20 protein-coding genes are annotated in these 23,664 nt (G+C 74.1%); 15 read left to right on the top strand and 5 right to left on the bottom strand.

From position 1 onward, the window contains the following. Window positions 1–28: 28 nt before the first annotated feature. Both lon and ACWD6N_RS08600 read left to right on the top strand, forming a co-directional pair. Window positions 29–2,359 (top strand): endopeptidase La, encoded by a 2,331-nt coding sequence (lon, locus tag ACWD6N_RS08605; protein ID WP_354962211.1) that lies wholly within the window; start codon window positions 29–31, stop codon window positions 2,357–2,359. Between the two features lie 130 nt (window positions 2,360–2,489). After that, entirely contained in the window at window positions 2,490–2,894 is a 405-nt protein-coding gene (locus ACWD6N_RS08600) for a DoxX family protein (RefSeq protein WP_354962210.1), read from the top strand. Window positions 2,895–2,939: 45 nt separating this feature from the next. On the opposite strand, the gene ACWD6N_RS08595 is transcribed toward ACWD6N_RS08600, so the two are convergent. Then, window positions 2,940–4,667: a DEAD/DEAH box helicase gene (locus ACWD6N_RS08595; RefSeq protein WP_354962209.1), complete on the bottom strand. Its 1,728-nt coding sequence runs from the start codon at window positions 4,665–4,667 to the stop codon at window positions 2,940–2,942. A 102-nt stretch (window positions 4,668–4,769) separates the two neighbouring features. Then, window positions 4,770–5,747, bottom strand: coding sequence for a hypothetical protein (locus ACWD6N_RS08590; protein WP_450004641.1), 978 nt, complete (start codon window positions 5,745–5,747; stop codon window positions 4,770–4,772). Between the two features lie 60 nt (window positions 5,748–5,807). On the opposite strand from ACWD6N_RS08590, the gene ACWD6N_RS08585 reads away from it, so the two are divergent. The 3 genes from ACWD6N_RS08585 to ACWD6N_RS08575 are packed head-to-tail and all read left to right on the top strand — an operon-like array spanning window position 5,808 to window position 8,116. Next, the gene (locus ACWD6N_RS08585) at window positions 5,808–6,962 is read left to right on the top strand and encodes a sensor histidine kinase (protein WP_450004640.1); all 1,155 of its coding nucleotides are present in this window, start codon (window positions 5,808–5,810) and stop codon (window positions 6,960–6,962) included. Then, window positions 6,959–7,564 carry a response regulator transcription factor gene (locus tag ACWD6N_RS08580; protein WP_450004639.1) on the top strand — a complete coding sequence of 202 codons (606 nt, stop codon included), beginning with the start codon at window positions 6,959–6,961 and terminating at the stop codon, window positions 7,562–7,564. The genes ACWD6N_RS08585 and ACWD6N_RS08580 overlap by 4 nt, the downstream gene beginning before the upstream one ends. 30 nt (window positions 7,565–7,594) lie before the next feature. Beyond that, entirely contained in the window at window positions 7,595–8,116 is a 522-nt protein-coding gene (locus tag ACWD6N_RS08575) for a 2'-5' RNA ligase family protein (RefSeq protein ID WP_450004638.1), read from the top strand. Window positions 8,117–8,217: 101 nt separating this feature from the next. On the opposite strand, the gene ACWD6N_RS08570 is transcribed toward ACWD6N_RS08575, so the two are convergent. Further along, a complete protein-coding gene (locus ACWD6N_RS08570) occupies window positions 8,218–10,443 on the bottom strand; it encodes a family 43 glycosylhydrolase (RefSeq protein ID WP_450004637.1) in 2,226 nt (741 codons plus the stop codon). A gap of 145 nt (window positions 10,444–10,588) precedes the next feature. Between ACWD6N_RS08570 and ACWD6N_RS08565 the strand changes: the two genes are divergently transcribed. The 6 genes from ACWD6N_RS08565 (at window position 10,589) to ACWD6N_RS08540 (ending at window position 16,712) form a co-directional block, all read left to right on the top strand. Further along, window positions 10,589–11,332, top strand: coding sequence for an ArsR/SmtB family transcription factor (locus ACWD6N_RS08565; protein WP_354962203.1), 744 nt, complete (start codon window positions 10,589–10,591; stop codon window positions 11,330–11,332). A 182-nt stretch (window positions 11,333–11,514) separates the two neighbouring features. After that, a complete protein-coding gene (locus tag ACWD6N_RS08560; RefSeq protein WP_354962202.1) occupies window positions 11,515–12,588 on the top strand; it encodes a cytochrome P450 in 1,074 nt (357 codons plus the stop codon). Beyond that, on the top strand, window positions 12,585–13,382 hold the full coding sequence (locus ACWD6N_RS08555) for an isocitrate lyase/PEP mutase family protein (protein WP_354962201.1): 798 nt from the start codon (window positions 12,585–12,587) through the stop codon (window positions 13,380–13,382). The genes ACWD6N_RS08560 and ACWD6N_RS08555 overlap by 4 nt, the downstream gene beginning before the upstream one ends. A gap of 174 nt (window positions 13,383–13,556) precedes the next feature. After that, complete coding sequence (locus tag ACWD6N_RS08550; RefSeq protein ID WP_354962200.1) at window positions 13,557–14,525, top strand: DUF5715 family protein; 969 nt, start codon at window positions 13,557–13,559, stop codon at window positions 14,523–14,525. Window positions 14,526–14,529: 4 nt separating this feature from the next. Then, the gene (locus ACWD6N_RS08545) at window positions 14,530–16,131 is read left to right on the top strand and encodes an asparagine synthetase B family protein (RefSeq protein ID WP_450004636.1); all 1,602 of its coding nucleotides are present in this window, start codon (window positions 14,530–14,532) and stop codon (window positions 16,129–16,131) included. Window positions 16,132–16,235: 104 nt separating this feature from the next. Continuing rightward, complete coding sequence (locus tag ACWD6N_RS08540; protein WP_387322364.1) at window positions 16,236–16,712, top strand: DUF1203 domain-containing protein; 477 nt, start codon at window positions 16,236–16,238, stop codon at window positions 16,710–16,712. A gap of 44 nt (window positions 16,713–16,756) precedes the next feature. Here ACWD6N_RS08540 and ACWD6N_RS08535 read toward each other — a convergent pair whose 3' ends face one another. Continuing rightward, window positions 16,757–17,977: an ArsB/NhaD family transporter gene (locus tag ACWD6N_RS08535; protein ID WP_387322366.1), complete on the bottom strand. Its 1,221-nt coding sequence runs from the start codon at window positions 17,975–17,977 to the stop codon at window positions 16,757–16,759. A gap of 191 nt (window positions 17,978–18,168) precedes the next feature. On the opposite strand from ACWD6N_RS08535, the gene ACWD6N_RS08530 reads away from it, so the two are divergent. After that, the gene (locus ACWD6N_RS08530) at window positions 18,169–19,176 is read left to right on the top strand and encodes a linear amide C-N hydrolase (protein WP_354962196.1); all 1,008 of its coding nucleotides are present in this window, start codon (window positions 18,169–18,171) and stop codon (window positions 19,174–19,176) included. Between the two features lie 106 nt (window positions 19,177–19,282). On the opposite strand, the gene ACWD6N_RS08525 is transcribed toward ACWD6N_RS08530, so the two are convergent. Then, window positions 19,283–20,728 carry an LVIVD repeat-containing protein gene (locus ACWD6N_RS08525; RefSeq protein WP_354962195.1) on the bottom strand — a complete coding sequence of 482 codons (1,446 nt, stop codon included), beginning with the start codon at window positions 20,726–20,728 and terminating at the stop codon, window positions 19,283–19,285. Window positions 20,729–20,866: 138 nt separating this feature from the next. On the opposite strand from ACWD6N_RS08525, the gene ACWD6N_RS08520 reads away from it, so the two are divergent. From ACWD6N_RS08520 to ACWD6N_RS08510, 3 genes are all read left to right on the top strand, one after another. Beyond that, a complete protein-coding gene (locus ACWD6N_RS08520; RefSeq protein ID WP_354962194.1) occupies window positions 20,867–21,568 on the top strand; it encodes a DUF305 domain-containing protein in 702 nt (233 codons plus the stop codon). Window positions 21,569–21,662: 94 nt separating this feature from the next. Further along, window positions 21,663–22,883 carry a sensor histidine kinase gene (locus ACWD6N_RS08515; RefSeq protein ID WP_354962193.1) on the top strand — a complete coding sequence of 407 codons (1,221 nt, stop codon included), beginning with the start codon at window positions 21,663–21,665 and terminating at the stop codon, window positions 22,881–22,883. Next, window positions 22,880–23,545, top strand: a complete 666-nt coding sequence (locus tag ACWD6N_RS08510) for a response regulator transcription factor (protein ID WP_354962192.1) — start codon at window positions 22,880–22,882, stop codon at window positions 23,543–23,545. Before ACWD6N_RS08515 ends, ACWD6N_RS08510 begins: the two co-directional genes overlap by 4 nt. The last annotated feature ends 119 nt before the right edge of the window (window positions 23,546–23,664 follow it).

Genomic DNA, 23,664 nt, shown 5'->3' with positions numbered 1-23,664 from the left:
CTCAAGTCAACGCGATAGCAGGTGTTCGATGGCAACTCTTCCGGTACTTCCCCTGACCGACGCCGTTCTGCTGCCCGGCATGGTCATCCCGGTGACCCTCGACCCGACCACCCAGGCCGCGATCGACGCGGCGCGGGCGACCGGCGACCGCAAGCTGCTGGCCGTGCCGCGTATCGACGGTGAGTACGGCCCGGTCGGTGTGGTCGCAACCATCGAGAAGGTCGGCCGGCTGCCCGATGGTGAGCCAGCCGCCGTCGTCCGTGGCCTGTCCCGGGCCCGGATCGGCTCTGGCGTGCCCGGCCCCGGCGCCGCACTCTGGGTCGAGGCGACCGAACTCGACGAACCCGCTCCCGCCGGCCGCGCCCGGGAACTCGCCCGCGAGTACCGCGCCCTGGTGACCTCCGTGCTCCAGCAGCGTGGCGCCTGGCAGGTCATCGACGCGGTGGAGCGGATGACCGACCTGTCCGAGCTGGCCGACTCGGCCGGCTACGCGCCCTGGCTGACCCTGGAGCAGAAGACCGAGCTGCTCGCCGCGCCGGACGTCACCGCCCGGCTGGAGCTGCTGGTCGGCTGGGTGAAGGCGTACCTGGCCGAGCAGGAGGTCACCGAGCAGATCAACAGCGACGTCCGCGAGGGGCTGGAGAAGTCCCAGCGGGAGTTCCTGCTCCGCCAGCAGCTCGCCGCGATCCGCAAGGAGTTGGGTGAGGACGAGCCGGACGGCTCGGCCGACTACCGGTCCCGGGTCGAGGGCGCCGACCTCCCGGAGAAGGTCCGCGAGGCGGCCCTGCGCGAGGTCGGCAAGCTGGAGCGGGCCAGTGACGCCTCCCCGGAGGCCGGCTGGATCCGCACGTGGCTGGACACCGTGCTCGAGATGCCGTGGGGCACGCGTACGCAGGACAACACCGACCTGGCCGCGGCGCGGGCGGTGCTCGACGCCGACCACGCCGGCCTGGCCGACGTGAAGGACCGCATCCTGGAGTACCTCGCGGTGCGCAACCGCCGGGCCGAGCGCAACCTCGGCGTGGTCGGCGGTCGCGGCTCCGGCGCGGTGCTGGCCCTCGCCGGTCCGCCCGGGGTCGGCAAGACCAGCCTCGGCGAGTCCGTCGCCAGGGCGCTCGGCCGCAACTTCGTGCGGGTGTCGCTCGGCGGCGTCCGTGACGAGGCGGAGATCCGCGGTCACCGGCGCACCTACGTGGGCGCGCTGCCCGGCCGGATCGTCCGCGCGCTGCGTGAGGCCGGCTCGATGAACCCGGTCGTGCTCCTCGACGAGGTGGACAAGCTGGCCGCCGGCTACGCCGGCGACCCGGCCGCCGCGCTGCTGGAGGTGCTCGACCCGGCACAGAACCACACCTTCCGGGACCACTACCTGGAGGTCGACCTGGACCTGTCCGACGTGCTCTTCCTGGCCACCGCCAACGTGGTGGAGACCATCCCCGGTCCACTGCTGGACCGGATGGAGCTGGTCACCTTGGACGGGTACACCGAGGACGAGAAGGTCGCCATCGCCCGGGACCACCTGCTGCCCCGGCAGCGGGAGCGGGCCGGGCTGACGGTCGAGGAGGTCAGCGTCGCCGACGAGGCTCTCGCGCTGATCGCGGGGGAGTACACCCGGGAGGCCGGCGTCCGGCAGCTGGAGCGTGCCCTCGCCAAGATCCTGCGCAAGGTGGCGGTGGCGCTGGCGACGGACCCGGCGCCTGTACGCGTCGACACCGGCAACCTCGCCGACTACCTGGGCCGGCCGAAGTTCACCCCGGAGTCGGCCGAGCGCACCGCGGTGCCGGGTGTGGCCACCGGCCTCGCCGTCACCGGCGCCGGCGGGGACGTGCTCTTCATCGAGGCGACCAGCATGGAGGGCGAGCCGGGCCTGACCCTGACCGGCCAGCTCGGTGACGTGATGAAGGAGTCGGCACAGATCGCCCTGTCGTACCTGCGCTCCAACGGGCGGCGTTTCGGCATCGACCCGAACGTTCTGGCCGGACGTCGGATCCACGTCCACTTCCCGGCGGGCGCGGTGCCCAAGGACGGCCCGAGCGCCGGCATCACCATGGTGACGGCCCTGGCGTCGCTGGTCACCGGTCGTCCGGTCCGCCCCGAGTTTGGAATGACCGGCGAGGTGACGCTCTCCGGTCGGGTCCTGCCGATCGGCGGGGTGAAGCAGAAGCTGCTCGCCGCGCACCGGGCCGGCCTCACCGAGGTGATCATCCCGGCGCGCAACGAGCCGGACCTGGACGACCTGCCGGCCGAGGTGCGCGAGGCGCTGACCGTGCACACCCTGGCCGACGTGGCCGACGTGCTCGCCCTGGCGCTGCGCCCGGCCGACGTGAAGGCGCTGGACGGTCCGGCTCTCTTCGCGGCCTGACCCAACACCACAGCGACCCCCGCCGTCTCTCCGACGGCGGGGGTCACTGCTGTGCCGCACGGGGCTACTGTCTCGCTTGAACCCTCAACTACCTCTCCGCCGCGAGGCGGTACCCCCGGAGGAAACCCCCGTGAACCTGGTGCTCTGGATCATCCAGATCCTGCTCGCCGTCGTCTTCGCCGGCGCCGGCACGGCCAAACTGACGCAGCCCAAGGACAAGCTGCGCGACCTGATGCGCTGGGTGGACCCGGTCCCGCCGCACCAGGTCAAGGCGCTCGGCGCCGCCGAGCTGCTGGCCGCCGCCGGGCTGGTGCTTCCGCCGCTCACCGGCATCGCCACCGTGCTCACCCCGCTCGCGGCGGTCGGCCTGGTCATCGTCATGATCGGCGGCATCCTGGTGCACCTGCGCGACATGAAGAGGCAGGACACCGACGACCGGCGCCGGACGGAGCTGCAGGGCGCCGTGACCTGCACGGTGCTGCTCGTCCTCGCCGCGGTCGTGGCGTGGGGCCGGTTCGGCCCGTACTCCTTCTGATCCTTGCGCCGGCGACCGTCGTACCCGACGGTCGCCGGCGGTCGTTCAGCGGTCGCCGCCGCGGTCCCGGCGCACGGTGGCCCTGCGGCCCTTGATGGTGCTGGAGCGCAACCCGGAGATCACCTCGTCCGCCACGCCCTGCGGCACCTCCACCAGCGAGAACCGGTCGGCGATCTCGATCGAGCCGATGTCCCGGCCGCTGATCCCGGTCTCCCCGGTGATCGCGCCGACCAGGTCCTGCGGGCGCACCCCGGCGCGCCGGCCCAGGCCGACGAAGACCTGGACGGTGTTGCCGGCCATCCGTGGCCGACCGCCACCGCGCCGATCGCCGCCCCGACCGCCGGCCTCGGGCCGGCCCTCGCGCGGGCCGCGCACCGGCGCCTGCGGAATCTCCTCCTCGTCGTCCGAGCCCGGGGAGGTCACCTCGTGTGCCAGCTTCACCGCGGCGAGGGCCACCTCCATCAGGTCGAACTCGTCCGTCAGCGTCTCCACGATCACCCGGAACGGGTCGAGGTCGTCCTCCAGCAGGCTCTCCCGCAGCGCCGCCTGGGTCAGCTCCAGCCGGCGGGTACGCATGTCCGCCACCGTCGGGATCTTGTCGATGGTGATCCGCTGACCGGTCACCCGCTCGATGGTCTTCAGCATCCGGTGCTCGCGCGGCTCGGCGAGGGTGATCGCCACGCCCTCGCGCCCGGCCCGGCCAACCCGACCGATCCGGTGCACGTACGACTCCGGCGCCGACGGCACGTCGTAGTTGACCACGTGGGTGAGCTGCTCGACGTCCAGCCCGCGGGCCGCCACGTCGGTGGCGACCAGCAGGTCGGCGGTGCCGGCCCGCAGCCGCCCCATCACCCGGTCCCGCTGCTCCTGGCTCATCCCGCCGTGCAGCGCCTCGGAGCGGTAGCCCCGGCCGTTCATCGTCTCGGTCAGCCGGTCCACCTCCTCCCGGCTGCGGCAGAACACGATCGCCGCGGTGGGCGACTCCACGTCCAGCACCCGGCCCAGCGCGGCGGGCTTGTGCGCCCGGGTCACGATGTACGCGCTCTGCCGCACCCGGGGCGCCTCGCCGGCCACCGGCTGCTCCCGGCCGATCTCGATGCGCACCGGATCGCGCAGATGCTGCCGGGCCATCCCGTCGATGCGGGACGGCATCGTGGCCGAGAAGAGCACGGTCTGGCGCTGCGCCGGCGCGTGCTCCAGGATCGCCTCGATGTCCTCGGCGAAGCCCATGTCGAGCATCTCGTCGGCCTCGTCGAGCACCACCGTGGCCAGCCCACCCAGCCGCAGCGTGCCCCGGGCGATGTGATCGAGGGCCCGCCCCGGGGTGGCCACCACCACGTCCACCCCGCTGTCCAGTGCCCGCAGCTGCCGCCCGATCGGCTGCCCACCGTAGATCGGCAGCACCCGGGCGCCCAGGTCCTTGCCGTAGCGGTGGAACGCCTCGGACACCTGCACCGCCAGCTCCCGGGTCGGCACCAGCACCAACGCGACCGGGTCCCCGCCGTCGCCGTGAGCCGGCATCCGGTGCAGCAGCGGCAGCGCGAACGCCGCCGTCTTGCCGGTGCCGGTGGCCGCCTGGCCCAGCAGGTCCCGACCCTCCAGCAGCGGTGGGATCGCCTCCCGCTGGATGGGCGTCGGCTCCTCGTAACCGAGAGCGGACAGCGCGCCCAGCAGTTCGGTGCGCAGCCCCAGCTCCGTGAAGGCGTTCGCCTCGTCGGTGCCGTCGGGGGTGGTGTCGGTCGGTGCGTCGTGCTGTGCAGGTGCGGAACTCATGCGCCAAGCCTTTCATCACGCCGCCGCACCCGCTGCGGCGACCGGCACAACGCGCCGCGGGAGGACCGGCCGCCCGCCGCCCCGTGCCGGCGGGCGGTCCGTTCACCCGGTGGTCAGGATCGCCAGGATCACGGTGACGCCCACCGCCGCGTCGAGTACCCCACACCACTCGGCGTAGCCGCGCGGCACCACCCGCCCGATGCGGTGGTGGACCAGGTCCCAGGCGGCGTGCGCCAGCCAACCGAACGCCACCAGCCACGCGGCGGTCCGTCCGCCGGCCGTCACCGCGACCAGGGTAAGGGTGACCCAGCCGGCCAGGCCGAGCAGTTGAGTGGTGAGCACGCCCGGTCCGCGCAGTGTGCCGCGGGCCAGACCGATCACCAGGTAGCCGCCGGGCAGCACCAACATCGCCCACGGGGTGAGCACGCCCGGGTCGACCCAGTTGTCCACGGTCATCAGCAGCGCCAGCCCGGTCGGCCACCGGCGGGCGATCGCCACCACGGCCGGATGCCGGCGTACGGGCACCGGGGCCTCGTGACGGTGTCGCACCGCCACCAGCACCATCGCCGGCACCATCAGCAGGTGGCCACCGAGCAGCATCGCGTCGGCGTCCAGCAGGCCGGCCCACATCGGCGCGAAGAGCAGCAGGAACGGGACGTACATCGCGGCGGCCATCTCGCCGACCGCGAGCCAGCGATGCGCGCGGTAGCGCATCCAGACCGTCATGCCGATGGTCATGTCGGTGGCCATCACCAGGGCGGCCACCTCCGGCCGGCCCAGCGGGCCGGCGAGCCCCAGCGCGGCGCCGGCCGCGTCCCACAACGGGCCGAGCAGCAGCATCCCGGCGACCATGGCGAGCGCCATCTCGGCGAGGTGCCGCAGCAGGTGCCGCGTGCCGCCGCCCGCCACGGTGGCGGGCGTCTTGCCCGGCGGTGCCGGCCGCTCGGCCGGCAGCGGCCCGGTCGGCGGTACGGCGAGAGCGCCAATGTCTGTCCGTGTCATCTCCATGCCGTCCACCCTGGTGGCGTACGCGAGCAGCCGGCAGTTCCATCCGTCACCGGAAAACCGTGCGGACTGCATGGCTCGACCGTGACATCCGCTGGGGTGGACCGGGCGCGGAGCGGCCCTAGTATCGGTGCCGTGGCGAGCGAGGCGGTGACTCCCCGGGCGGACCGGCGGCTGCACCGGGCCCGGCAGGCGACTCTGCTGTCGCTGGCCACCGGAGTCTGGGCGAGCGTGCTGCTGCCCGCGGTCGGCCTGACCCGCGATCCCGATCCCGGCCGCGTCTCCTTCGGCGCGGCCGGCATCCTCGCCTTCGCGGCCGCTCAGACCGCAGTGCTGTACGCCGCCGTGACGCCGTGGCTCGACCACCGCTGGCGGCGTCGGGCACAGCTCAGCCTGGCCGGGGTGGCGGTGCTGACCGTCCCGCTGGTGGGGCCGGTGGCGGCCGGTGCCTGGCCGACCTGGGCCTGGCTCGGCGCATCCCTGATCGGCATGGCCCCGCTGCTGGTCCGGCTCCCGGCCGCGGTGGCGGTGGCGGTCGGCGCCCTGCTGGCGTCGGCGGGAGTGGCCTGGTGGACCGATGGCTCCGTCGGGCGCCACCTGGCTGTCACCGGCGGGATCGGGCTGTCCGTCGCCGCGGTCAACTGGTTCCAGGTCTGGTTCTGGGACCTGCTCGTGGAGGCTCGACAGGGGCAGGCCGCCCGCGCCCGGCTGGCCGCCGCCGAGGAGCGGCTGCGCTTCGCCCGCGACGTGCACGACGTGCTGGGCCACAACCTCACCGTGATCGCGTTGAAGGCCGAACTCGCCGCCCGGCTGGCCCCGATCGACCCCGAACGGGCCGGCCAGGAGGCCACCGACGTCCAGCGGCTCGCGGCATCCGCGCTGACCGAGGTACGGGAGACCGTGCACGGCTACCGGACCGTCGACCTCGGCGAACAGCTGGCCGCCGTGGCGGGCGTCCTGCGCTCCTGTGGGGTGCGCTGCACGGTGCCTCCGCCACCGGCCAACCTGCCGCAGGCCGCCGCCACCGAGCTGGCCGCCGTGCTGCGCGAGGCGGGGACGAACGTGCTGCGGCACAGTCGCGCCGGCTGGTGCCGGATCAGCATCGACCGGGAGGACGACGTGGCCAGGATGACGGTGGCCAACGACGGCGCCGACGACCGTGGTCCGGACGCGCACAGCCACGGCCTGCGAGGGCTCGCCGAACGGCTCGCGGCCGCCGGAGGGGAGCTGCGGGTGCGCCGCGAGGACGCGGTGTTCACCCTGGAAGCCACCCTGCCGGTGGTCCCGTGATCCGCGTCCTGCTCGCCGACGACGAGGAGCTGATGCGGGTGGCCGTCGCCGCGCTGCTCGGGCTGGAACCGGACATCGAGGTCGTGGCCCAGGCCGCCGAGGGCCGGGCCGCGGTCGACGCAGCGCTCGCGCATCGTCCCGACGTGGCCGTGGTGGACCTGGAGATGCCCGGCCTGAACGGCATCGAGGTGGCCGCCGAGCTGACCCGGGCACTGCCGGCCTGCGCGGTGGTGGTGTTGACGGGGCACGGCCGGCCGGGGCACCTGCGGCAGGCGTTGACGGCGGGCGCGCGGGGATTCCTGCCCAAGGGCTCGCCGGGCGGGGCGCTCGCCGACGTGATCCGCCGGGTGCACGGCGGCGGCCGGTACGTCGACCCGTCGCTCGCCGCCGACGCGCTGACCCTGCCCACCTGCCCGCTGACCCCCCGCGAGCTGGAGACACTGCGGCTGGCCGAGTTCGGCGCCCCGGTGGCGGTGATCGCCCGCCGGGTGCACCTGTCCACCGGCACGGTGCGCAACCACCTCTCCGCCGCCGTGCAGAAGCTCGGCGCGGCCGACCGCGCAGAGGCGGTGCGCACCGCCCGGGACAACGGCTGGCTCTGACCGCGTCGCCGGCACGGTTACGGTGGCCTGGTGCGTACGGTGGAACTGGTCTGCTCGGCCGGGTTGGACGCGGCGGTCCGGTCCGCCTGGGACCGGTTGGCCGCGGCCGGGCTGCCCAGCCTGGCCCGCAACACCCACCCGACCAACCGGCCGCACCTGACCCTCGCCGCGGTGGACGAGTTCCCGCCCGGGGCCGAGCACCGCCTGACCGACCTGTTCGACGCCGCGCTGCCGGTGCCGGTCACGCTCGACCGCATCGTCGTTCTCGACGGCAGTGCGCCGTTGGTCTGGCTCGTGCGAACCACGCCGGCGCTGACCACGCTGCACGCCGCCGTCTGGGACGTGCTCGTCGACGCCGCCGGACATCGTCCGTGGCACGCGCCGGGTGGGTGGGTGCCGCACCTGAGCGTGGCGCTGCGGTTCCGCAACGCGGACCTGCGGCTGGCCCGCGCCGTCGCCGGCGGTCAGCGGCCGACGGGCGCGTTCGTCGGGGCCCGTAGCTACGACGGCACCGACCGGTCGGTGGCACCGCTGACGCGCCGGCAGATCTGATCCCGCGCGACCGTCCTGTTCGGATGTGTCCACCGCGCCGCCATCTTCGTCGGCACCGGCCTCGGGGGCCTCCGTCCTCGGGACGGAGGCCCCCGACTGCGTCAGCGATAGAAGCGCAGGTAGTCGAACTCGGCGGTGACCGGCGGCACGGCGCCGCCATGCGCGACCAGCCCGATGCGCGGGGTGGTGTCGGCAGGGAAGGTCCACACCGCACCCCAGGTCCAACTCCGCCCGTCCCGGCTGGAGCCGGCCCGGAACTCGTGCTCTCCGGTGGCCGGGTCGACGTGGTGCGCCAGCCGCAGCCAGGTGGTGGTGGCCGGGGCGCCGACGATGCTGCCGCCGTACACCGGCTGGCCGGCGAAGGGCAACTCGTAGCCGTACTCGACCTGCCGGGTGTTCCAGATCGCCACCTGGGCCAGCCGGGCGAACCGGTCGTCGTCCACGTACGCGACCAGCCCGGCCTGCTGGTAGTTGCGGACCGTCTCCTCGCCCAGGTCCAGCATCACCTTCGTCTCCGCCACGTAGTCGCCGCGCGGCGCGTCACGCAGCAGCACCCCTGCGGTGTTGCCGGTGCCGGTCAGGTCGGCGTTCTGCACCGGCCAGCTCAGCGCGCCGCCGGCGACGGTGGCCGCCGGGTCCTCGCGCACCCACCGCCAGCCGCCGTCGAGCCCGTCGCCGAACTCGTCGGAGTACGCCCGCAGCGGCGCGCCGACCCGGGGCTCCGGCACCGCCCGCTTTGCCGGCTGGTACAGCCGGGCCACGCTGACGTTGTCGAACACGGCCGGACCGCCCGTGGCGGCCAGTCCGGGGCGACCGGCGACCGGACGGTCCAGTCGCAGCGACACCACGGCGAGCTGATCACCGAGGCGGGCCGGGCTCAGCTCGGCGACCAGCTGCTGGCCGCGTACCTCGATGGCCAGGTTGTGCCGGGCGGCCAGGTCGAGCCCGGCGGGCAGCGGCGCGGTGGCACGCCGGTCGCCGTCGCTGGCCACCAGCCGGCCGCCGGCCGCGTCCACCCGGACCTCGACCCGGCCGCCGAGGGTGATCCCGGCGGTGGCCGCGCCGGTCAACCGCAGGTCGGCCTCCGCCCGCACGTCGCCGCCGACAGTGGTACGGCTGGATAGCGCACCGCTGCCGGTGAGCTGACCGTCGGTGACCCGCCACTCGCCGGCGCCACGTCGCCAGCCGGACAGCCCGGCGGCGTCGAACCGGTCGTCGACCCGGCCGGTGGTCACCGGTGCGGGTCGGTTGCCGTCGGACGGGCCGGCGCCGGCGTTCACCGTCGGCCAGCCGTCGATCCAGTCGAGCCGGTCCAGCAGCATCGGGCGTTCGTTGATGCCGAACGGCTCGTCCAGGTACGGGTCGGCGCGGTCGATCGCGTGGTAGACGATCCAGTCCTGGCCGGACAGGTCCGTGAGGAACCCGTTGTGCCCGGTGCCGATCCACCGGTTGCCGTTCTGGTTGAGCACCGGCGTGCCGCCGGCCCGGGACGCGGTCAGCGCGACCCCGTCGCGGTCGGTGAACGGGCCGCGCGGGCTGCGCGCGCGTCCGACCTGGACGGAGTAGCCGGTGGCGGGGCCGGCGCAGCAGTTCGCGGTGGAGGCGAACAGGTAGTACCAGCCGTCGTGGCGCAGCACGTAGCTGCCCTCGAACTTGTTGTCGATCGCCACCAGGGTCGGCGAGCCGACCGCGGTCAGACCGTCCGGGCTGAGCTCGGTGACCGAGATGCCGCCGTAGTAGCTGCCGTGGTAGAGGTAGCTGCGGCCGTCGACGTCGGTGAACTGGCTCGGGTCGATGGTCCACAGGTAGCCGCCACCACCACCGGGACGCGGGGCGACGACGGGTTCAGCGGCGAAGGTCCACGGCCCGGTCGGGGTGGGCGCGGTCGCCGCACCGATCGCGTAGTCGCTGCCCTCGGTGGAGACGGTGGTGTCGGTGACCGTCACGTACATGACCCACCGGTCGCCGAGGCGGCGCACGTCCGGCGCCCAGAATGCCGCGCCCGGCGCCGCGTACGGCGGGCGCTGGTCGGGGCCGAACGCGTCGCCGACGTACGTCCAGTCGACCAGGTCGGCCGAGCGGGTGGTGGGCACCCGGTGGAACTCGCGCTCGCCCTCGCGGAGCGGGTCGGTGGTGCCGTAGGCGTACCAGAAGCCGTCGTCGCCGCGGACGATGACCGGGTCGGCGAAGGTGTCGCCGACGGCGGTCGAGATCGGGTTGCGGTAGCGGGACGGGCCGTCAGAGCCGGCGGCGGGAGCGGGTGCGGTCGCGGTCAGGATCAGACCGAGCGCGGCGGCGAGCGCGCCGCCACGGCGGAGATGTCGCATGTGGACCTGCCTCGGGGGAGGTTGGCGGTGCATCGACAGGAGCGGTGTGTCCACCGTTTCTACAACGATGGATACAACGTTGTAAAGACCGCCGATGCCGGACCCTGCTGGCTGGTACGCCCCTGGGCAGGACGATGATGGGGAGATGAGCGCTGTCACCGAGGGCCGGGGGATGGCCGATCTGGCCGCCCTGCTGGCCGACGGCACCCGGGCCGGCATCTGCCTCGCGCTGCTCGACGGCCGCGCCTGGACCGCCGGGGAGCTGGCCCGCCGGACCGGGGTCGCGCCGTCGACCGCCAGCGACCACCTCACCCGGCTGGTCCGGGGTGGGCTGCTGGTCGAGGAGCGGCAGGGCCGGCACCGCTACCTGCGGCTGGCCGGGCCGTCGGTGGCCCAGCTGATCGAGGGCCTGGCCGGGCACGCCCCGACCCCACCCGCGCCGACCGGTTCGCTGCGGGCGTCCACCGCTGGTGCCGCGATGGCGTACGCCCGCACCTGCTACGACCACCTCGCCGGGCGGCTGGGCGTGTTGATGTACGACGCGCTGCTGGCCGACGGGCGGCTGGACCGGGCCAGCGGGCTGACGCTGACGCCCGACGGGTGGGCGTGGGCGGCCGGGCTGGGCGTACCCGTGGACGTGCTGCGCACCGCGCGGCGCCCGGTGGTGCGCGACTGCCTGGACTGGACCGAGCGCCGGCCGCACCTGGCAGGGGCGCTCGGCGCGGCGCTCTGCCGTCGCTTCGGCGAGCGGGGCTGGACGACCCGGGGCGCCGGCCGTGCTGTCCGCCTCACCCCGACCGGCCGATCGGCCCTGGCCGCGACCCTGAACATCCCCGAACACGCCCTCAGCCCCACGCCGCCTGCGCCAACCACCAGCGGCCGCGCCTGAACCCCGGGGACGCCGTGGCAGAGGGAGCCGCAGACGCAACATCCTGGATCGAGTGGCTTCCCCAGGCCCGCAGGCCACTCGATCCACGATCAAGCACGATCTTGGTGGGCGGCGCGGCGCGGCGGTGCGGGCGACGGGATTGTTCGGTGAGGGGCGAACGGTTCGGGTCCTACGGTCGGGCGGTGACTGATGACTGGCCCGTTGTTCCGCCCGCTGCCGAGACGCCGGCGTGCGGACCGCCCACGTTCGAGACCGGCGGCGGTTGGTGGGTGACCCGGCACGCCGACGTTCGGACCGCGCTGACCGATCCCGCCTTCCAGGTACCGCCCGTGGACACCGGGCCGCCCGGCACCCTCGCCTGGCTACGCGGCGCGGTCAGCCGGTTCAGCCCGCCCGAGTGGCACGCCGAGCGTCGCGCGATCGGGACGTCCGCACTGTCCGCGCTGGACCCGGACGAGCTACGGCAGGAGGCGGCCCGACGGACCACCGCCGCCCTGGACGATGCCGGTGCGCACCTCGACGTGATGCGCGAACTGGCCAGGCCGGTTCCGCTACGGGTGCTGGCCGGCCGGCTCGGCCTGACCGATCCGGCCGCCGCCGGGACGGCGGTCGCGGCCGTCGCCGCCGCGTACCACCCCGGGGTCGACCCGGCGCTGGTCCGGCGGGCCGACCGGGCGGTCGCCACGCTGCTGGAGCTCTGCCCACCGGCACGGCCGGAGGTGCGGGCGAACCTGATCGGCCTGCTGGTCCAGGCCTGCGACGCGACCGCCGGCCTGATCGGCGCCGCCGCCCACCACCTGCTCCCCACGCCCGCCCGCCGCGCGTCCGCCGGCCCGTCGGCCCCGGAGCGGGCGATGGATCCGCTGGCCGGCGTGGCGACGGCGGACCTGCTGGCCGAGGTGCTGCGGCTCGACCCGCCGGTGCGGGCCACCCGACGGGTCACCGTCGCCGCGGTACGGCTGGGCGGCCAGGACCTGCCGCCGAACAGCCCCGTGCTGCTCCGGTTCGACGCCGCCAACCGTGACCCGGAGGCGTTCGCCGAGCCGGCCGCGTTCCGGCCCGGCCGGCCCAGGGCCGGGCGGCTCACGTTCGGCGCGGGGGAGCGCGGCTGCCCCGGCGACCGGCACGCGCTGGCCCTCGCCACCGGGGTGCTCGACGTGCTGCGCGAGCGCTGCCTACGCACCGACGTCGTGCTGCGCCACGAGCCACACCCGACCCTGCGCGTTCCGACGATCCTGGAGGTGACGGTCCGATGACCGACCGCCGTGCGGCGTTCCACGCCCTGCACCACACCGACCGCCCGCTGCTGCTGCCGAACGCCTGGGACCACGCCTCGGCGGCGGCACTGGCCGCGGGCGGCCATCCGGCCATCGGCACCACCAGCCTCGGGGTCGCCGCGGCCGCCGGCCGCCCCGACGGCGTGGCGGCCACCGGCGCGGAGACCCTGGCCCTGACCCGCCGGCTCGCCCGGCTGCCGGTCCTGCTCACCGTCGACGTGGAGGCCGGTTTCTCCGACGATCCGGCGGCGGTTGCCGGGTACGTGGCCGAGCTGGCCGGGCTCGGCGCGGTCGGGATCAACCTGGAGGACGGGCGCGCCGACGGCACCCTGGCCGATCCGGAGTGCACCGCCGACAAGATCGCGGCGGTGAAGGCGGCGGTGCCCGATCTGTTCGTCAACGCCCGCACCGACACCTGGTGGCTCGGGGTGGCCGATCCGCTGCCGCAGACCCTGGCCCGCGCTCGGGCCTACCGCGCCGCCGGCGCCGACGGGATCTTCGTCCCCGGCGCCGTCGACTTGGCGACGCTGCGGATGCTGACCGAACGGATCGACGCGCCGCTGAACGCGCTGTACCAACCGGGCGGCCCCGGGCTCGACGAGCTGAGGCGGGCCGGGGTCGCCCGGGTCAGCACCGGCTCGCTGCTGTTCCGGGCCGCGCTGGCCACCGTCGTCGCCACCGCCGACGCGATTGCTGCCGGTGGGTTCACGGCGTCGCCGGGGCTGCCGTCGTACGCGACGGTGCAGGGCCTGGTGCCCGCGGACGGCGACTGATTTCCCCGCCGGCTCCGGCGGTGGTTCGTCACCGCCGGAGCCGCATGCCGCGCGTCAGCCCCGCCGCTCCCTTCGGGGCAGATAGGAGGATTGTTCGCCCCATTCCGGTCCCGCTTGATTACGGTGTGTTCAGGGCGATCCACCCAGAGTCGTGACCGGAGAAGGGACCCCGTCATGCGCGTGCCCAGCCGTAGCCCAGGACAGCAGCCCGGTCCGCCCGTGTCGCCCACCGCCCCGGCTCGCCGCCGACCCTCCGGCACCGCCCCCCGCCGCCTCCCCGCCACCGCGCCGGACCTCGCCGCCTATCGGGCGGCCGTCGCGGACCTGCTGGTCGAGGTGGGTGCCCTGGCCGACGCGACCAGCACACGCGCCCGTCAGGTGCTCATCGACGAACGGCTGCGCGAACCGGCGCTCGCCGCGGTGCTCGACGCCACCCCGCAGGGGCTGATCGGCGCGCGCGAGACGTTGCTGCTGGAGATGGCGCGCTACCAGCCGAACGAGCGCACCTCGGCTGGTGACCTCACCGCGCTGGTCCGGATCTACCTGCTCTCCCGCATCGACGTGCTGTGGTGGCAGGACGCCCCCACCTTCGTCACCGACGATCAGGTCAACGGCAGTGCCGACCTGGTCGACCTGGAGTGGCTGCGCCGGCGGGACCTGCTGCGCTTCCGCTACCAGGAGCAGCCCGCCACCATGCTGGGCCGGGCCACGCGGGGGCTGCGTCGCCGACTGCGGCCGGACGCCACCCCGCGCACCGCCGGGCTCCTCTTCCGGCGGGCCCGGCGGGAGGTGGTCGCGTTGCTCAACGACATCGGGCGGGAGTTCGCCGCGGCGGCGCCGCCGGCCACCCCGCCACTGTGGGTGACCAGTCTGGTCCGCAGCGCCGAGCACCAGTACCGCCTGCGCCGCATGGGCTACGCCGCGATGCTGCCCAGCGGGCACTGCCTCGGCTACTCGATGGACGTCGAGCTGGCCTGGTACGAGCGCTTCGGCGCGCGGGAGGCGCTCGGCGAGCTGCTGCTGGCCCGGCAGGAGGCCGGCGAGCTCAACGTGATCGACGAGGGACAGGCCTGGCATCTCTGCCTGGCGCCCACCGCCCGGCGTCGGCTGCGTCGGGCGTACGAGACCGAGATGGGGGTCTGAGCCGATGTGCGGTATCGCGTTGAGCATCGGCCCTGAGGCCGACCCGACGACCTTCCGGAGGATGCTCGCCGTCCTGGCCGCTCGCGGCGAGGTCACCGAGACCCGTTCGGAGAGCGGGCTGCTCGCCGGCACCCGCCGGCTGCGGGTGGTGAACCGGGACCGGGCCGTACAGCCGTGGACCTCGATCGACGAGCGCTGGCTGCTCTGCTTCAACGGCGAGATCTTCAACCACCGGGAGCTGCGCGCGCATCTGACCCGGCTCGGGCACGTGTTCCGCACCGAGAGCGACACCGAGGTGCTGCTCGTCGCGTTCGAGCAGTGGGGCGAGGCGGCGGTGACCCGGCTGCGCGGCGAGTACGCCTTCGTGGTCGTCGAACGCGGCATCGGCCGGGCGTACCTTGCCCGCGACCCGCTCGGGGTGAAGCCGCTGTACTGGGCCCGGCAGCCCGGGTGCCTGCACCTCGCCTCCGAGGTCAAGGCGCTGGTCGGGCACGGCGCACCGATCGCCGAGGTGCCGCCGGGACACCACGGCTGGGCGGACCCGGACGGCCACGTGCGGCTGCGACCGTACGTTGACCTGCTCACCCTCGGTGACGGTCTGCCGGTCGTCGACGACCCGGACGAGGCCGCCCTGCTAGTCCGTGCCGCGCTGACCGACGCGATCCGGATGCGGGTCGAGACCGACCTCACCGTCGGGGTGGTGCTCTCCGGCGGGCTGGACAGCTCGCTGACCCTGCGGCAGGTGCGGGACGTGCACCCGGACTGCGTGGCGGTGACGGTCGGCGTGCCGGACAGCCCGGACGTGGCGTACGCGCGGCGGTTCGCCGCCGACCTCGGTGTGCCGCACGAGGTCATCGAGCTGCGCCCGCGGGACATCCGGCTGACCGACGTACGCGAGGCCATCCGGATCTCCGAGCTGACCGAGTACGGCGACATCATCAACGCGGTGGTCTCGGTGCCGATCTTCCGGCGGCTGCGCGCCCTGGGCGTCAAGGTGGTGCTGACCGGCGACGGCTCCGACGAGCTGTTCGGTGGGTACCCGATGTACCACCAGGTCGAGGCTGCCGCGTCCCGTCGGCTGTTCCTGCACCGGATCCGCAACCTGTGCCGCACCGAGTTGCAGCGGGTCGACCGGGCGGCCATGGGGCACGGTGTCGAGGCGCGGCTGCCGTTCCTCGACCTGAGCGTGGTGGAGCTGGCGATGCGCCTGCCGCTGGGGCTGAAGCTGCGCGACGGGCAGGAGAAGTGGATCGTCCGGCGGGCGTTCGCCGACGTGCTGCCCGACTACGTCCGCCAGCGACCCAAGAACCCGATGTCCTACTCCACCGGCCTGCACGAGCGGGTCCGGCTGTACAAGCCGCTGTTCGCCCGGCTGCACCGCTCGTTCGGCTACGACCTGCTCGAGCCGGTGCGCCGCGACTTCGACACCGTGCTGAGCCGGTGCGGCAACGACCTGGACCGGGCCATCGCCGACGGGTTGACCCGACCCGACTACACCGTGCTGGAGCACGCCCGCGACCTCGTCGGGGCGGCGAAGTGGAACGCCGCGCCGATCGTCCGTCGGCTGGTCGGCCCCCGGCCGCCCCGCCGGTCGCCGGTCGGCTGACCGTTTGCCCGAGGCGTGACCGCGCACCGGACTGACCGGTTGGCGCCCAGCGCCAGGTCCGATCACCGCCAGCACCCGCGTCGTCGCCGGGCCAGGCTGGACGCATGACGACCAGCACCGCCTTCCTGATCCGCGCCCTGCCGGCCGGGACGCTCGACACCGTCCGCTGTACCCGCCGGGACGCCGCCGACCGACCCGTCGAGGTACTCCCGGCGGGCGGCGGGGAACCGCTGCGCTGCTGCCTGCGCGACGCCGAGGCGGGGGAGGCGCTGCTGCTCTTCGGCTATGCGCCGCCGGTCGCCGCCGGCCCGTACCGGGAGGTCGGCCCGGTCTTCGCGCACGCCGTCGCCTGTCCGGGACCGGAGCCGGCGGGCGGCCACCCGCCGGACTGGCGGGGGCGACCCCAGGTCCTGCGGGCGTACGACCGGCAGGGCCGGATCCACGGCGGTCGCCTGCACGACGGCACCGACCCGGAGGCGGTGATCGCGGAGTTGTTCGCCGACCCGGCCGTGTACGAGCTGCACAGTCGCAACGTGGTGTACGGCTGCTTCATGTTCGCCGTGGAGCGGGCCGCCGCGTGACGCCGGCCCGCTCCCCGGCGGTGGCGTGACCGGCGCTCAGCTCGTCAACAGCAGCGCGCCGACCGCGGCGAGCGTGCCGGTGACCGCCAGCAGGGGGCGCTGGTCACCACGAACCAGGTCACCGGCACCGCCACCCCGGCCGCCCGGCACCGCTCGAACCACAGCAGGGTGGCCAGCGACGCCCAGGGTGCGGCCAGCGGCCCGATGTTGGTGCCGATCAGCAGCGCCAGCAGCCGGGTCCCGTCACCGGTGTGCAGCACCGACTCGCCGGCCAGGTAGGCCGGCAGGTTGTTCACCGCGTTGGCCAGCAACGCCCCGGTGCCACCGGCGCGGAGCGCGCCGAGCGCTCCGCCGTCGGCGCCGAGGAGCCCGGCGACCAGGTCGTCCAGTCCGAACCGGCCGAGGGTCTGCACCACCAGGAACAGGCCGGTGACGAAGAGCAGCAGCCGCAGCGGCACCAGCCCCGGGCGCAGCGTCGCGGGGGAGCGGACCACGAACCCGAGCAGCACCACCGCGACGGCGACCGTCGAGGCGAGGGCGATCTCCACGCCGGCGAGGATGCCGGCGACGAAGAGCAGGCAGCCGGCGAGCGCGGTGCGGTGCAGCACCGGATCCGACGGCACGTGGCGGGCGGGTGGAACGAAGCGGCCACCGGCCGGCCGGTCCCGCCACCACCACGCCCACCAGAGCAGCGCCATGGTGACCGCGACCGCGGTGAGCTGCGGCAGCGCCATCCGGGCCGCGTAGGCCAGCGGCGCCAGCCCGATCCGGTCGGCGGCCAGCAGGTTGGTCAGGTTGGACACCGGCAGCAGCAGGCTCGCGGTGTTGGCCAACCAGACCGTGGTGACCGCGAGCGGGGCGGCCGGGACGCGCAGGCCGCGGGCCAGCGCGAGCAGCACCGGCGTGAGCAGCACGGCGGTGGTGTCCAGGTTGAGCACGAGTGTGGTCAGCGTGGCGAGGCCGCCGCAGAGCAGGAACAGCGCCGCCCAGCTGCCCCGCGCGGCGCGGGCCAGTCGACTGGCCAGCACGTCGAAGACGCCCGCCACGGCGGTCAGCTCGGCCAGCACGATCACGGAGCCGAGGAAGAGCAGCAGCGGCAGGATCCGGTGCAGGGTGGCGGTGGTCTCGGCGCGGGGCAGCAGCCGGCCCAGCGCGCAGGCCGCGCCGGCCACCGCGAGGAACACCGCCACCAGGTCGAGCGGCTGGGGACGCCGGCGTGTGGTCGGCTCGGGTGGGGCGGGCGGCGCGCCGACGGCAAGTTTCACGTCGAATCACGCTGGCACAATGTCCCGTCGGCCGCCTCCGCTGCGACCGCCTTGGTGACCGGTCCCATAGGCACCGGTGCGGTCCACGGGTCGCCGGGCATGGACCGGCCGGATCACCGCGGCGACGGAATCCGACAGACCGCACCGGCGCGGTGGACAACCGTCGATCGGTCCCATAGCGTCCAACGGATATGCGCAGGACCCTGCCGGCCGTCACGACGGCCCTGCTGCTCGCCCTCACCTCCTGCACCACACCCAGGTCCGGAGGCCCGCTGCTCACCGCGCCGCCGGTGCCCCCGGCCACGCCGACCGCCTCCCGGCAGGACGCGGCCCAGGCCGCGCAGACCCTGGCCAGCCTGCGCCGGGTGGACGACCTGCCGCTGTACGAGATGACCTACGTCGGGGCGTACGACCCGACGGTGGGCACCGACGCCACCCCGCCCAGCCCGTTCGGCTGCTCGCTGTTCGTCGCCGCGGGCGACCCCGCCCGGCCGGTGTTCGCCCGCAACTTCGACTGGGACGCCAACCCGGCGCTGGTGCTGCGGACCGATCCGCCCCACGGGTACGCGGCCGTCTCGCTGGTCGACATCTCCTACCTCGGGGTCGGCGCGGACCCGGCCGGTGACCGGCGGCTGCTCAACGCGCCGCTGCTGCCCTTCGACGGGATGAACGAGCGGGGCCTCGCGGTGGGGCTGGCCGCCGACGACGCCGCGACGGCCCGCCCCGACCCGGGCAAGCCCACCGTCGGCTCGGTACGAATCCTGCGGCTGGTGCTGGACCGGGCCGCCACGGTCGACGAGGCGATCGCCGTGTTCACCCGGCACAACCTCGACTTCGACGGCGGGCCGCCACTGCACTACCTGCTGGCCGACGCGACCGGAGCCTCGGCGGTGATCGAGTTCGTCGATGGTGAGCTGCGGGTGGAGCGGGGCACGGGCGGCTGGCAGGCGCTGACCAACGTGCCGGTCGCCGGGGTGCCCGAGCAGCGTCGCCGCGAGGACCGCCGGTACGGGCAGATCGCCACCGCCCTGACCCGGGCCGGTGGGGTGGTGGACGCCGCCGCGGCGCACCGGGTGCTGGCGTCGGTCCGCCAGGGGCACACCCGCTGGTCCGTCACGTACGGCCTGCGCAGCGGCGAGGTCCGGCTGGTCACCGCGACCGGTGGCGGCGAGCGGCGCTACCAGCTGCCGATGAGCTGACTCCCCGGCGTACGCACCCGCTCGTGACGTGGCCGGGCCCGGCCCCCGGGATTCGGGGACCGGGCCCGGCGTCGTGCTCGGTGCCTACCGGTTCAGTGCTCGGTGCCTACCGGCTCAGGTAGCTGGGCTGGGTCTGCACGTTGAGCTCCTTGTACTTGACCAGCTTCGCCGTCCAGGTGCGCCAGTCGTTCAGCTCCAGGACGTCCAGGCCCTTCACCATGTCGTTGGAGTAGATGTGTCCGTTGTAGTAGTACGCGGACCAGGTGCCACCGCCGACGAACGTGTCGGCCGAGAGCGGCCCGCGCTCCCAGAAGGCGATCTCCTTCGGGTTGGCCGAGTCGGTGAAGTCCCAGACCGAGATGCCGCCCTGGTACCACGCCTGGACCATGATGTCCCGCCCGAGCACCGGGATCAGCGAGCCGTTGTGGGCCACGCAGTTCTCGGTGTCCGCGTTGTTGCGGGGAATCTTGTAGTAGCTGCGGAAGTGCATCGTCCGGGCGTCGCCGCGACCGGTGATGTCGTAGATGGCGTCCGCGCCCCGGTTCGGTCCGATGGCCTCGTTGCAGGTCGCCGCGCCGCCGCCACCCAGCTCGTCGGTGAAGATCACCTTGGTGCCGGCGTTGTTGAACGTGGCCGAGTGCCAGAACGCGAAGTTGACCGTGTCCCGCACGCGGTTGATGACCCGGGGGACCTCCCGGTTGCGGATGTCGAGCAGGATGCCGTCACCCATGCACGCGCCGGCGGCCAGGTCCCTGGCCGGGTAGACGGTGATGTCGTGGCAGCCGGTCGTCGCCGACCCGGTGCCGCTGCCCGGGAATCCGCCGTCCGGGAAGAGGTTTGGCGCGGCGATCACCGAGGCGTCGGTGGGCTTCTTCACCGGCACCTTGATGATGGAGATCGAGTCGTGCGGCGGCTGGCAGTCCGGGAATTCGGCCCGCGGGCTGTACGACGAGACGTACAGGTAGACCGTCTTGCTGCTCTTGCCCGGCACCAGGGTGTGGGTGTGCGAGCCGCAGGCGGTCTCCACGGACTTGACGTACCGCGGGTTGGCCTTGTTCTTGATGTCGAAGATCTTGATGCCCTCCCAGGACTCCTTCACGTCCGCCCCCTGCGCGGTGCTGTTGCAGGAGTCGTCGCTGCGGGACGAGTCGGTGGAGAGGAAGAGCAGGTCACCGTGGACGGAGATGTCATTCTGCGACCCCGGGCAGAGCACCCGGGACACGACCTTCGGCGCGCTGGGCCGCGAGATGTCGTAGATGACGAAGCCGTTGTAGTTGCCGGCGAACGCGTACTTGCCCTGGAAGGCGATGTCGCTGTTCGTCGCGTCCAGGGGAGCGACCTTGGGCAGGTTGGCGATCTGGCGCAGGTTGGGGCTGCTCACGATCTCATCGACGCCGGGGATGGTGTTCGTGGCGGCGGCCGCCGGTGCCGCTTGCGGCACGACCTGGGCGTTGCTTGCCGGGGCGACGAGGACGCTGGCGACGAGGAGACCGGTCGCGGCGAGGCCGACGATCCGGAGTTGTCGTAACCGTGGCATGTGGAGTCTGATCATCGGCGAGGCCCTTCGCAAGGGGGAGACGATGGTCGACACCTTACCGCCGGATGACGAGCATCGATGTGATCTGGGTCACATCACATCGTTCTCCTCAATGGATAACATCGCGATGACCTCGACCCCAGGGAGTGGCCCATGACCAGTCGGCGCGCACGGACACTGGCGGTCGTCACACTGGCGATCGTGCTGGCGCTGGTGGCCTTCGTCCTGGTCCGCGCGGGCGGAGACCCCGGGACAAGCGCCGCGCAGCCGGTCTCCGCGCCCGCCACCTCGACACCGGCGGCCAGCCCCGTTCCCACCGACCTGACCGTCATCGTGCCGGGCCGTCCGGGCGAGTCGGCGGCCACCCGCCCGGCCCACGAGGTCCGCGACGCGGGCCCGGCCCCGCACAACGCGTTGGACGCCATGTTCGTACGGATGATGATTCCGCACCACGCGCAGGCCCTGGAGATGGCGGAACTCGCCCCAGACCGGGCCGCCGACCCCGGCATCCGCGCCCTCGCCGACCGGATCCGGGCCAGCCAGGGGCCGGAGATGGGCATGATGCGCGGCTGGCTGCAGACCCGCGGTCTCTCGCCCGAGGCCCCGGGGCACGATCACGGCACCATGCGCGGCATGCAGTCACCGGAGGCGATGCGTCAGTTGGCCGCCGCCCGCGGCGCCGACTTCGACCGCCTCTTCGTCCGGATGATGACCGAACACCACCAGGGCGCCATCGAGATGGCCACCGACCTGCTCACGGTCGGTTCCGACCTGACGCTCAGCGAGTTCGCCAACTCGGTCGCCACCGAGCAGACCGTCGAGATCGACCGCATGCGCGAGGTCCTCGGTCGCTGAGCCGGCCCGCCCGGCCCCGTCCGCACCGCGCCCCGGAGCTGGGGCAGCCCGACCGGGACGGCGGAGGGGATCCGACACCCGGCACGTACGCTGGGTGACCGTGAGACGCACGATGTTCGGTCGCCCGCTGCGCGGCGTCGCCTTCGACGTGGCCGTCTCCGGCCTGGTGGTCCTCTTCGGCCTGGCCGGGGCGGCGAACCAGCCGGGCGGCTGGGCCGCCACCCTGGTCGGCGTGGGGATGGCGGTGGCCCTGCTGTTCCGCCGCTCGCACCCGGGCGCGGTGACCGTGGCCGTCGCGGTGCTCGCCCTGGTCCAGGTGATCGCCCAGTGGGGTCCGCTCGCCTTCGACGTCGCCGTCCTGATCGCCCTCTACAGCGTGGTGAAGTACGGCGAGCGGCTGCGCGACGGCGTGCTCGCGGGCGCCGTCGCCGCCGTGGGCGTGCTGCTCGCCGCCGCGCAGACCCGGGGCGTCATGAGCTGGTGGACGACCGCGCTGTGGTACGCGCTGGTCACCGGCGCCGTCTGGCTGGCCGCGCTGAACGTGCGGACCCGCCGCCTCTACGTGCTCAGTCTTGAGGAGCGGGCCAGCACCCTGGAACGCGGGCGGGAAGCCGAGTCCCGGGCGGCCGTCGCCGAGGAGCGCACCCGGATCGCCCGCGAGCTGCACGACGTGGTGGCGCACAGCATGGCGGTGATGATCGTCCAGGCGGACGGCGCGCGGTTCATGCTGGACCGCGACCCGGAGCAGGCGCGTACCGCCGTCAAGGTCGTCGCCGACACCGGCCGGCAGGCGCTGGAGGAGATGCGCCGGCTGGTCGGCGTCCTGCGGGACGCCGGCCCGACCGGCGCGGGTGGCCCGGACGGGCCCGTGGTGGCCGCCGACCCGGAACACCGCCGCCTGGCCCTGGCCGAGCTGCCCGACCTGCTGGCCCGGTTCCGCGACGCCGGGCTGCGCATCCGGCACACCGTCGACGGCGAGCCGCCGCCGCTCCCACCCGGGTTGGAGTTGACCATCTACCGCGTGGTGCAGGAGGCGCTGACCAACGCGCTCAAGCACGCCGGCGTCGGCGCCGGCGTGGAGCTGACCCTCGCGTACAGCGCCGACGCCGTCGTGGTCCGGGTGGTCGACGACGGTCGGGGCCGGCCGGTGGTCAGCCCGGCGCCGTCCGGCGGTCACGGCCTGCTCGGCATGCGCGAGCGGGTGACGGTGTACGACGGCACCCTCACCGCCGGCGCCCGGCTGGCCGGGGGCTGGCAGCTCGAGGTCCGGCTGCCGCTACCGTCGGAACCCGCAACGGAGGTGATCGCGGCATGACGGTCCGGGTGGTGATCGTGGACGACCAGGCGCTGGTGCGCGCCGGGTTCCGGATGGTGCTGGACTCCCAGCCCGACCTGGAGGTGGTGGGCGAGGCCATCGACGGCGCGGACGCGCTTCGGGTGCTCGCCCGCACCGAGGCCGACGTGGTGGTGATGGACGTCCGGATGCCGACCATGGACGGGGTGGAGGCGACCCGGCGACTCTGCGCGGACCGGCCCGCCGGCCCTCCCCGGGTGCTGGTGCTGACCACCTTCGACACCGAGGCGGACGCGTTCGCCGCGTTGCAGGCCGGGGCGAGCGGCTTCCTGCTCAAGAACGTCCCGCCGGAGGAACTGCTGGCCGCGATCCGGGTGGTCGCCGAGGGCGACTCGGTGGTCGCGCCGTCGATCACCCGGCGGCTGCTGGACCGGTTCGCCGGGCAGCTCGGCGCCGGCCCCACGGCCGACCCCCGGCTGGCGCAACTCACCGAGCGGGAGCGGGAGGTGCTGCTGCTGGTCGCGCAGGGGCTGTCCAACGCGGAGATCGCCGCCCAGGTGCACGTGGCCGAAGCGACGGTGAAGACCCACGTCGGGCGGATCCTGGCCAAGCTCCAGCTGCGCGACCGGGTCCAGGCGGTGGTGCTGGCGTACGAGAGCGGGCTGGTCACGCCCGGCGGATGACCCGGCGTACGACCTGGGTCGTACGCGACGGCGGGCGCACCGCGACCCGGGACGCACACAGGTCGAGCGCGCAGGTGGAGATCGACTGACTCGCGCCGGCCATAGCGTCGGAGGGGTCC

Source organism: Micromonospora sp. NPDC005163 (genome assembly GCF_053599835.1).
The sequence above is the reverse complement of the archived record's forward strand: the minus strand, read 5'-3'. Positions and strand labels throughout refer to the sequence as shown.

What these genes read in the sequence shown, in the direction of transcription:
- lon (WP_354962211.1), top strand. Translation starts at nt 29, where the DNA reads ATGGCAACTCTTCCGGTACTTCCCCTGACCGACGCCGTTCTGCTGCCC.
- ACWD6N_RS08595 (WP_354962209.1), bottom strand. Translation starts at nt 4,667, where the DNA reads ATGAGTTCCGCACCTGCACAGCACGACGCACCGACCGACACCACCCCC.
- ACWD6N_RS08590 (WP_450004641.1), bottom strand. Translation starts at nt 5,747, where the DNA reads ATGCAGTCCGCACGGTTTTCCGGTGACGGATGGAACTGCCGGCTGCTC.
- ACWD6N_RS08570 (WP_450004637.1), bottom strand. Translation starts at nt 10,443, where the DNA reads ATGCGACATCTCCGCCGTGGCGGCGCGCTCGCCGCCGCGCTCGGTCTG.
- ACWD6N_RS08565 (WP_354962203.1), top strand. Translation starts at nt 10,589, where the DNA reads ATGAGCGCTGTCACCGAGGGCCGGGGGATGGCCGATCTGGCCGCCCTG.
- ACWD6N_RS08555 (WP_354962201.1), top strand. Translation starts at nt 12,585, where the DNA reads ATGACCGACCGCCGTGCGGCGTTCCACGCCCTGCACCACACCGACCGC.
- ACWD6N_RS08550 (WP_354962200.1), top strand. Translation starts at nt 13,557, where the DNA reads ATGCGCGTGCCCAGCCGTAGCCCAGGACAGCAGCCCGGTCCGCCCGTG.
- ACWD6N_RS08545 (WP_450004636.1), top strand. Translation starts at nt 14,530, where the DNA reads ATGTGCGGTATCGCGTTGAGCATCGGCCCTGAGGCCGACCCGACGACC.
- ACWD6N_RS08540 (WP_387322364.1), top strand. Translation starts at nt 16,236, where the DNA reads ATGACGACCAGCACCGCCTTCCTGATCCGCGCCCTGCCGGCCGGGACG.
- ACWD6N_RS08530 (WP_354962196.1), top strand. Translation starts at nt 18,169, where the DNA reads ATGCGCAGGACCCTGCCGGCCGTCACGACGGCCCTGCTGCTCGCCCTC.
- ACWD6N_RS08525 (WP_354962195.1), bottom strand. Translation starts at nt 20,728, where the DNA reads ATGATCAGACTCCACATGCCACGGTTACGACAACTCCGGATCGTCGGC.
- ACWD6N_RS08520 (WP_354962194.1), top strand. Translation starts at nt 20,867, where the DNA reads ATGACCAGTCGGCGCGCACGGACACTGGCGGTCGTCACACTGGCGATC.
- ACWD6N_RS08510 (WP_354962192.1), top strand. Translation starts at nt 22,880, where the DNA reads ATGACGGTCCGGGTGGTGATCGTGGACGACCAGGCGCTGGTGCGCGCC.